The sequence below is a fragment of the Shigella sp. FC1967 genome (assembly GCF_001743005.1).
In the GTDB taxonomy this organism is placed as follows: domain Bacteria; phylum Pseudomonadota; class Gammaproteobacteria; order Enterobacterales; family Enterobacteriaceae; genus Proteus.
The window spans coordinates 1-10,079 of the sequence record NZ_MIIZ01000221.1; the positions used below are offsets into that span (position 1 = coordinate 1).

At 40.8% G+C, this 10,079-nt stretch carries 6 protein-coding genes and 1 pseudogene; 4 read left to right on the plus strand and 3 right to left on the minus strand.

From position 1 onward, the window contains the following. Positions 1–101: 101 nt before the first annotated feature. The 3 genes from ttrA to ttrB are packed head-to-tail and all read right to left on the minus strand — an operon-like array spanning position 102 to position 4,943. Positions 102–3,182: a tetrathionate reductase subunit TtrA gene (gene ttrA, locus BHE89_RS01945; protein ID WP_286145824.1), complete on the minus strand. Its 3,081-nt coding sequence runs from the start codon at positions 3,180–3,182 to the stop codon at positions 102–104. Further along, positions 3,175–4,203 (minus strand): tetrathionate reductase subunit TtrC, encoded by a 1,029-nt coding sequence (ttrC, locus tag BHE89_RS01950; protein WP_069367444.1) that lies wholly within the window; start codon positions 4,201–4,203, stop codon positions 3,175–3,177. Before ttrC ends, ttrA begins: the two co-directional genes overlap by 8 nt. After that, the gene (gene ttrB / locus BHE89_RS01955) at positions 4,200–4,943 is read right to left on the minus strand and encodes a tetrathionate reductase subunit TtrB (RefSeq protein WP_069367443.1); all 744 of its coding nucleotides are present in this window, start codon (positions 4,941–4,943) and stop codon (positions 4,200–4,202) included. Before ttrB ends, ttrC begins: the two co-directional genes overlap by 4 nt. 177 nt (positions 4,944–5,120) lie before the next feature. On the opposite strand from ttrB, the gene ttrS reads away from it, so the two are divergent. From ttrS to mdtG, 4 genes and pseudogenes are all read left to right on the plus strand, one after another. After that, entirely contained in the window at positions 5,121–6,884 is a 1,764-nt protein-coding gene (gene ttrS / locus BHE89_RS01960; RefSeq protein WP_069367442.1) for a tetrathionate respiration histidine kinase TtrS, read from the plus strand. Positions 6,885–6,894: 10 nt separating this feature from the next. Further along, the gene (ttrR, locus tag BHE89_RS01965) at positions 6,895–7,497 is read left to right on the plus strand and encodes a tetrathionate respiration response regulator TtrR (RefSeq protein ID WP_069367441.1); all 603 of its coding nucleotides are present in this window, start codon (positions 6,895–6,897) and stop codon (positions 7,495–7,497) included. Between the two features lie 75 nt (positions 7,498–7,572). Further along, complete coding sequence (locus BHE89_RS01970; protein WP_069367440.1) at positions 7,573–8,514, plus strand: Kdo(2)-lipid IV(A) acyltransferase; 942 nt, start codon at positions 7,573–7,575, stop codon at positions 8,512–8,514. 272 nt (positions 8,515–8,786) lie between these two features. Beyond that, a pseudogene (gene mdtG / locus BHE89_RS01975) lies at positions 8,787–9,997 on the plus strand (multidrug efflux MFS transporter MdtG). Positions 9,998–10,079: the final 82 nt, after the last annotated feature.

Below are 10,079 nucleotides of genomic sequence, written 5' to 3' on the forward strand. Positions count from 1 at the left end.
CCTATCTTATAAAAGAGAAATTAAAACTTACTTGTTGTGCAATCACTTCACTCTTTTTTTTAATAAAGAGTGAAGTGATTATTAAAATATAAAATTGATAATTAAGCTATACGCTCAATTTTAGCAGGTAAACCTTGACGAACAGATGCACCTGATACCCAATCTAACCATGTATTAGTGATTTGACGTGTTGGATCAGCAAACCCTAAATCATTAAGGTTGATACCACTGCCAATACCTTTATCCATCGGTAATGGTTGTTCATCTAAGTAATGCTGACGAGAGCCTAACTCTTTATGCCCATAACCATGTTCAATCGCTAAAACGCCCGGCATGACGCCATCGAGTAAACTAATCTCTGCTTCAACTTGTCCACCTGGTGTAACAATGCGAACTTTATCACCATGATTAACACCCCATTTTTTACCATCCTGGGGATTAATTGCGACTAAATTACTCGGTTTGACCATTCTTAAACGCTGGATCATACCTGTTGAACTACTCACCACATGAGACTTAAAGGACATTAATTTTAGTGGCCACTGCTCTTCAGGATAGTGCTGATGAATATCACTGCCATCTGATAAACGTGGTGGATAATAAGTCGGGCAACCACTATAACGTTCACCCGTTATTGCATGATGATTCTTCGCGACTTGTTCATTCCAAATCTGTAATGGTTTTTTCCACTGTGGACCCGTTTCATCACCATTCCATGCTTTGTCATAAGGAGCAAAACGACCGCCTCGTGTATAGATATATGCAACCTGAAGAACTTCGTCATTTTTTAACGTTGACGTTATCGTTGGTAAAATACGATCTACACCACTCAATAAAATATCTTCATGAGTTGCGGGGGCAACCGGTTTCTCACCCATAAATGCCATATTGGCGGCAACTCGTAAATAATAGTCTTCTGCACTATTGATGGGATAGAAATTACCTTCCATGTCTTCAATTGCTTTCTCACCAAAACCAGGTAAATCTAAAGCTTTGGCAACAGCGATACAGAATGTTTCCATTGAAATGGGCTGCCCCTCTGCTGTTTTTGCAACACGAGGTTCAATAATCGGCCAACGCGCTGTGCTCGCTTTAGTTTGAACGCCAGACCAAGGCGCACTAAATCCCCAGCTTTCAAAGTTATGCGTATCTGGAACAATATAATCTGCCAGCGCTGTTGTCTCATTCATAAAAGCATCAATACCAATAATCAAGGGGAGATGCTTCGGATCTTTCAAGCGTTCTTCCATCACTTGACGAATACCCGCAATCCCATACACAGGATTGGTCATATTCGTTATCCATGCTTTTAATGAATAAGGATAACCTGCTAATGCAGAGCCTAGCTGTTCGGTTAATTGTCCCGCAGCAAATGGATACCAAGGTGCTTTTGCTGGGTATGGAGATCCCCCTTTCTCTACACGCTCACGGTACTCATCAGATTTTTCATAGGCGACTTTACTGCGTGATAACACCATACCTTTTGGTTTAACTTTACCTTTAAAGCTATCCATTTTGTAACATGGACCATCAGTTGCACCATTAAACTTACCGCCGCCAACAGAAACGCCACCTTTAAGGTTTAAGTTACCAATGAGCGCATTAAGCATAATGACGCTCCACGCTGTATAAAAACCATTACCACTCATCATCCCGCCATGAGAGATCACCGCGGCTTTTCGACCATAAGCAGTAAATTCACGACCTAATGCAACAATTGTTGTTTCGGGTACTTTACAGCGCTCACTATATTCTGCCAGTGTCATACGTTTAGCGGCTTCATCGAGTAATTGGAAGCTCGATTTTACGGTAACTTCAACACCTGTTTTTAATGTAATTTTATGTGTTGCAAACAATTCAGCACGATCAACTTTTGTTGCTGGTGTTAATTCACCATCAAGTGAGAGAACCAAGTTGACTTCTTCCCCCTCAGCAACATCATTCAAATGTGCAGTAGTCAGCATTTGTCCTGACAGTGGATGTTTTTCATCACAGATCACAAGGTGAGTTGCATTCGTCCAGCTCTTCTCACCCACATTTTTCATTGAAACTTCGCTCGGTACTGACAAATATTCTGCATTGTAGCGATTGTTTTCAATGATCCAGCGGATCATTCCCATCACTAAAGCAGCATCCGTTCCTGGTTGAACCGGAACCCAATGCCCATGATCGTTAGCTAATGTCGTTGTTAAAGGCAAAGCAGGAGCAACAACCACATAATTAAACGAGTCACGAATTCGTGCATTAGCTAACTGACGACCTTGACGCTTAAATGGGTTACCTGATTGTGCTGGCGAGGTTCCTAAGAACAGAGCAAATTCAACATGATCCCAGTCTGGCTTAACGTGAGCATTTTTATCTAAATCATTCATTAACGCACCCGAGCCAGCACGGTACGCCAATCCACAATAAGAACCATGAGCACCAAAGTTTTTACTACCAAATGCGTTTTGAGCAAAGCGACGAATAAACGTATCACGACCATCATCACCGGCATTTGTCACCAGTAATTGATTCGCTTTAGGGCCTAAAGATGGCTGCTTTGGATCGATTAACGTGTCTAAATCGCGAATGGCTCGCAAACCATCAACATGACCTTCACCAAAAAGATCACCACCTTCAACAACTTCTTGGATCAACTGCTCAAAACTAATGCGTTTCCATTTCCCTTCACCGCGTTTACCCACACGTTTCATTGGTTCAAGAATACGAGTTGGACTATCAAGCTTTCCATCATGGTTGCACCACGAGCACAAGCCGTAGAGCGGTTTTCTAAACCACTCTCTCCTCCCATTTTTTCCAAATGCCTCTTTAATTGGCATGTTATAGCTAAAATGATGATCATGAGAAAGTGGGTGATAAGGATTACCAGCAATACGTAATACTTTATTATTTGCTCTATCAACACGGGCACGAACACCGCATTGTGTCCAGCACCCAAAACATTGCGTCATACAAACAGCTTGATCAGTATTCGGTTGCCATTTTGCGTCTTTTACAACTTTGCCTTCAGGTAATAAAGAATTTCCGTTGATCCGATCCAGTGTGACTTTGCCTGATGTGCCATCAACTAAACCATCTATGGCACGTTTAGCAACATCACGGTAACTGGCAGCAAATGCGGCAATACCACCGATAACTAATCCACCTTTAAGCCATTGACGTCTTGTAAACTTAGCCATGCTGTACTCTCCTGACAACCCAACGAATACTTTCTCTAAATAAAATGATTAACGCTATCCACAATCCAAATGTACCGATAATTCCCATCAATCCATCATTACCTAGCGGAAATTCATAAGGGTTTGTAATTATGTTATATTTAGGAATATATTGAGCACCTATCAACATCAACCAGCGTAATACCCACGCAAGTCCCATTGATACAAATGCCATGATGGTAATAAACGCAACCGAGCGTGCTTGTTTTGCCATCAAAAGTCCCATCGCGACAGAGATACCCCATAGTGCGATAACACCAATGGCACTCCACCAGCCAAGACTTCCCATTGCTAATTGTTCTCTAATTGCCTGGCCTGAAATTGTATCGCCAGCAACCCAAAAGCCCGTACAGACTGCTAATAACATGAGTGAACTCACAAACCACATAGCTAATTCACGCTGATGTACAGGCTCACGACGTGTTCCTAATGCAAGTAATGTTGGGAGTACTTGCATTGCACTAAAGAACAGTAGTATTGGTAACCAGTAGGTATACAACACAGGTCTTGCTTTTAAGATAGAGGCTTCGCGACCTGTATATAACAGCAAACCAATCGCCGTTAATGAACATGCTAATGCTACCCAACGCGTTAATTTATATTCACGCTTCCATACTAAGCGAACGACCATCGCTGCAAAGTAAAGTAGACTAAATGCTGAGAATAACGGCAATAACAGTGAGCCCCATGCCATCCATGACCACGGTGTTGGATAAGCATAAAAATGCCACACGCGTGCTGTTTGGTGTAAATCAGCGGTTAAAGCTAGAGGGGCTGTAATACCGGCTGTTACTGCAATAAATACAGCAACCGCTTCTAAACGTTGATTACCTGCACTGCCTTTCCAGCATTGCCAACACGCATAAAGTGTTGCGCAACAAGCAATACCGATGAAGAAGAAATATTGTACAGCCCAAGGTAACCAAAAATATTCTTGAGGGATCGCGATCACTTCTTGAATTTGAGAAACTTGCGGGATCATGAGTGAACCTCCTGCTGCCATAATGCGGGTTGTCCTTGACCAGCTAACGGTTGTACAAATGCATCATCGAGACCAAGATAGAAAACTTGTGGCAACGTGCCGCTTTCTGGTTTTAATACTTTCAGCTCTTTTTCATGTGTATGCAGCATTTTGCTGATCGTACTATTAGGATCTTTCATATCGCCGATAATACGCGCACCACCGACACAAGATTCAACACACGCAGGCAGTAATCCAACTTCGAGGCGATGAGCACAGAAAGTGCATTTATCTGCGGTTTGTGTTGAGTGATTAATAAAACGTGCATCATAAGGACATGCTTGAACACAATAAGCACAGCCAACACAACGTTCATTATCAACAACGACAATACCGTCTTTACGCTGGAAAGTTGCTTGAACAGGGCAAACAGGTACACAAGGAGGTTCATCACAGTGGTTACACAATCTAGGTAGTAAGACGTTGGTTATCCCTTCTTGCCCCTTGATAGCAACCTGATATTGGTTTACTGTCGTCCTAAATTGTCCTTGAGGTGTCTGATTTTCAATATTACAGCTTACTGTGCAGGACTGGCATCCTACACAACGGCGTAAATCAATCAGCATTCCGTAGCGTTTATCTTCTGAGCCCTCACGACGCTCAGGTGATAATTTAATGCCGGCTTCAGCTAAAGGAACCAGTGAAGCACCCGCAGTAAGGACCCCTAATTGTTGTAAAAATTTTCGTTTTCCAAGATCCATATTTGTCTCCAGCATCACTCAATAACACAATCTCACTATGAGTGAAGGAAATAGAAATTAAAAAGTATGTGTTTTGTTATAAGTGCATTGTAAAAATTACTGGAGACGGCACCTATTGTGGTTTACCACATACCCAGTACGAACTTGATCCAAGACAATATTTAACATTAGATATTTATGACGATAAAACAGATAATTGGGATAAGAAACGCGGTAAGTATTGGGTTATTACTGCTCTTTTTTGTACTTCCTCTGCAAGCCACCGCAAAAGAGTGGACCATCGGTGTTTTAGCACTACGAGGTGATGCATCCACACTAAGACACTGGCATCCACTTATTGACACATTAAATGAACAATTTCCTTCAGAAAACTTTGTATTAATGCCGTTAAACCTAGAAGAGATGAAATTAGCGGTGGCGAAGAAAAATGTTGATTTCTTACTCACAAATCCTGCGCAATTTGTTCAATTAGATAATGCCTATCCATTACGTTGGTTGCTTTCCTTACGCTCTGGTTATGAGCCTGATAACACGACACGAAATGTCATTGGCAGCCTAATTCTTGTCCGTCACGATAGCTCAATTACTTCTGCCCATGAATTAATTGGAAAACGTGTTGGTGCCATCGCACCTGATGCTTTTGGTGGTTATCTTTTAGGTTACAAAGCGCTACGGGAAGAAGGTATTGATCCTGATAAAGATTTCACATTGCGTTTCACTGGGTTTCCCGCTGACGCTTTACTTTATCTCTTACGAGATAAAGATATTAATGCGGCAATTATTCCCGTCTGTTTACTGGAAAATATGGATCATGAAGGGCTTATTCGTAAAAGTGATTACCGCCCCGTGATTTCCTATCAAACCAATACGCCTTGTTTAACCAGTACGCCGCTCTATCCTAATTGGTCATTTGCAGCGCTAGATACCGTTCCTGATGAACTTGTCGATAAAGTCACACGCGTTTTACTCACTGATGACAGTAAACCGATGAAATGGGGAGCCCCAGCTTCGCATACACAAGTTGAAAACCTATTAAGAGAAGTCAACCAACATCCTCGACAAAGGCAGCTTTGGCAAGATGCGCAAAGTTGGGCTATTCAGCACCAATTTATTATTGGTCTTTCATTGGCGGCTATCCTTTTTCTTATCCTAAACCAAGTCTGGATCAGCTATTTAGTTAGGCGTCGTAGTCGCCAACTGGAACATGCTCACAATCGATTAAGACAGCAAAAGGAAGAGTTAGAACACGCGCAACGTTTAAATATATTAGGAGAAATGGCATCCGGTTTTGCTCATGAACTTAATCAGCCACTTTCGGCAATTAAAAGTTATGCACAAGGGAGCGTTATTCGCCTTAAAAAAGAGAATGAATTGCATCCATTACTACCTGCATTACAACAAATAGATAAGCAAGCACAACGCGGTGCTGATATTATTCGAAATCTACGTTTATGGGTTGGAAAACAAACACCTAATACTGATACCATTTTGCTTTCCCATCAAAATATTGCGGAATGTATCCAACATATCTGGACGCTTTTACGCGTAGAAGATAAATATCCACAGGTTTCACTTATCACCCATATTGATGAACATGATACCCTATGTTTACCCGAAACATTATTAGAGCAAATTTTATCGAATTTAATCACTAACAGTCTTCAAGCTGGCGCTAACGTACTAAAAATCAGCACCCATAAAGCACCTGATAGGTTGCTTATTGTCATTGAAGATGATGCGGGTGGAATGAGCCACAGCCAACTTGAACAGCCTTTTTCCCCATTCCAAACAACAAAAACGGAAGGACTTGGATTAGGTTTGGTGATTTGCCAACGTTTATTGCTTTCTCAAGGTGCTGAAATTCATATTGAGAACCAGAAGAATGAACAACATAAAGTTGGAATAAAAATCACACTTATTTTCCCTAAAAAAAATAAATAATGGAGAAAAAATGCCAACAATTCATCTAGTTGATGATGATCTTGCTGTCACTGATGCTTGTCAGTTTTTATTAGAAAGCCTAGGTTATTCAGCCCATGTCTGGAATGATAGCGAGTTCTTTATCAACAACGTCAATCTCTATCAGAGAGGGGTTGTATTATTAGATATGAGGATGCCAAAACCCGATGGTAGACAAGTTCACCAGCATTTAATTGATAAGCACAGTACTCTTTCTGTGATTTTTTTAACCGGTCATGGCGATATCCCCATGGCCGTTGAAGAGATCAAAAAAGGCGCTATCGACTTTCTGCAAAAACCCGTTGATAGCAATGCGTTGTTATCTGCTTTAGATGCAGCATTTATTGAAACCAATACCCGTTTTACCGCACATGATATTCGCCGCCGTTATGCTTCATTAACCCCAAGAGAAAAAGACATTGCTTATTATGTTATTCAAGGATTAATGAACCGCGAAATTGCAGAAGTTGCTTGTGTTTCAATAAGAACCGTCGAAGTGCATCGAGCAAAAGTAATGGACAAAATGGCAGCTAAAAATATTGCCGAATTGGTGACTGCATTACAAGGCATTGAAATAATTTCACCTAATTTATGACAAAATTTCTTATCTGCGTTAAAAAAGTGTCACAATATACGATATTCATTGGAAAAATAGTAAATAGATAGGCTTATGATAAAGTCACCTCCATTTAAAAAATCATTTTTGCAGCCTAAATATTGGCTGACTTGGTTCGGGATCGGATTGCTCTATATCCTAGTTCTCCTTCCTTATCCTGTCATTTATTGGCTGGGCACACGCCTAGGTCGTTTTTCGAAACTTTTTTTAAAAAAACGGGTTCAAATAGCAGAACGTAATATTGAGCTCTGCTTTCCACAGATGCCCAAAAGTGAGCGAGAAGCCCTAGTTAATAAAAATTTTGAATCGGTTGGTATGGGATTATTCGAAACTGGTATGGCGTGGTTTTGGCCAGATTGGCGTGTCAAACGTTGGTTTAAAGTCAGCGGGATTGAAAATGTTTCAAAAGTGCATGAAACTGGGAAAGGCATCTTACTTATTGGGATCCATTTTCTCACGCTTGAACTGGGTGCACGTATTTTTGGTATTTATACCCCAGGAGTGGGTGTTTACCGCCCTAACGATAACCCCGTTATGGACTGGCTACAAACATGGGGCCGATTACGTTCTAATAAATTTATGCTCGACAGAAAAGATGTCAAAGGCATGATCCGTAGTTTAAAAGCAGGTGAAATTATTTGGTATGCACCTGACCATGATTATGGCCCACGTAAAAGTGTTTTTGTGCCTTTGTTTGCGGTTGATAAAGCGGCAACAACAACAGGAACTTATATTCTGGCAAAAACCAGCCATCCTGCATTAATTCCATTTACCCCAAAACGTTTACCTGAAGCCAAGGGGTATGAGTTAATTATCTCACCACCTGTTGCTGACTTTCCTATCGATAATGAGGAAAATGCCGCTAAAGCGATGAATAAAGTCGTTGAACAAGAGATTTTACGCGCACCAGATCAATATATGTGGTTGCATCGTCGCTTTAAAACTCGCCCAGAAGGTGATGCTTCTTTATATAACGAAATAAAAAAAGTACACTAATCACAAAGTGGCTGTTTTATTCCCAAACAGCCACTTTAGCATATTGCAATACACTGAAATAAAAATAATAAAATCAATAATGACACAAGCTGTAAACTCCTGCAAAACACATTATAAGAGCAAGACCTATCGCACTTATTCTGTATCATGGCTATATTCTTATTCATCTTAAAATAAGAAAACCGACCTGTTGTTGCCACATTCAACATCGCTACGGTTATTTTCAGTCTATTTTCTTGGTTTGTTCTCTCGTTCTCGGCTAAAGGAGTCACATGGATCTCAAGCCCCGAAATAATTCTTGGAAACGTAATCTCTATATTGTCTGGTTTGGTTGTTTTCTAACTGGTGCTGGTTTTAGCCTGATCATGCCTTTTCTTCCACTCTATGTAGAAGAGCTTGGTATAACCGATCACGAAGAGCTTAATCTTTGGACCGGTGTTGCATTTAGTATTACCTTCCTTTTTTCTGCCATTGCAGCGCCTTTTTGGGGAAAATTATCAGATAGAAAAGGACGAAAATTAATGCTGTTACGTTCTGCCCTGGGTATGGCGATTGTGATGGTATTAATTGGGTTTGCTCAAAATATATGGCAATTATTAGTACTGCGAGCCTTGCTTGGTGTATTAGGTGGCTTTGTTCCGAATGCAAATGCGTTAATTGCCACTCAGGTTCCAGTTAAAAAGAGTGGTTGGGCATTAGGTACACTTTCAACGGGTGCTGTAAGTGGCGCATTAATAGGTCCTTTAATTGGTGGTATGCTTGCCGATCTCTATGGTTTACGGCCTGTCTTTTTTATTACGTCTGCTGTTTTATTTATTTGCTTTTTAGTCACCCTCTTTTTTGTAAGTGAAAACTTCACACCTGTTTCTAAAAAAGACGCGCTCACCACAAAACAGGTCTTTTCATCACTTAAAAATAAAAGACTCGTTGTATGCCTATTTTTCACCACGATGATCATTCAAGTAGCAACTGGCTCTGTTACACCTATTTTGACACTTTATATTCGTGAATTAACAGGTTCAGTCAGCAATCTTGCCTTTATCAGTGGTGTTGTTGCCTCCGTACCCGGTATTGCCGCACTAATTAGCGCACCTCGTTTTGGCAAATTAGGTGACCGAATCGGCCCCGATAAAGTCCTTCTGTTTACCCTCGGGCTCTCTATTTTTATGCTCATTCCAATGGCGCTGGTCAGTAACTATTGGGAACTTGGGACACTACGTTTTTTACTTGGTGCAGTAAATGCCGCCATGTTGCCTGCGGTACAAACGCTTATTCTCTATAACATTACCCCTGCTATTGCGGGTCGAATTTTCAGCTATAACCAAGCACTCAGAGATGTTGGAAATGTTACAGGACCGTTAATGGGGGCTTTTGTTGCTGCAAGCTATGGATTTAGAGCTGTTTTTTTATTTCACCGCAGCCGTCGTCTTTTTTTAATTTAATTTATTCTTGGCTAAGCTTTAGAACACCACAAGAAAAGTAGTCAAAAAAATCGACAAATAAGATCAGTTAATCGTTTTTTTTTCTTTCAAAAAATTTACACTTTTACATTTTAAAGGCTCAAT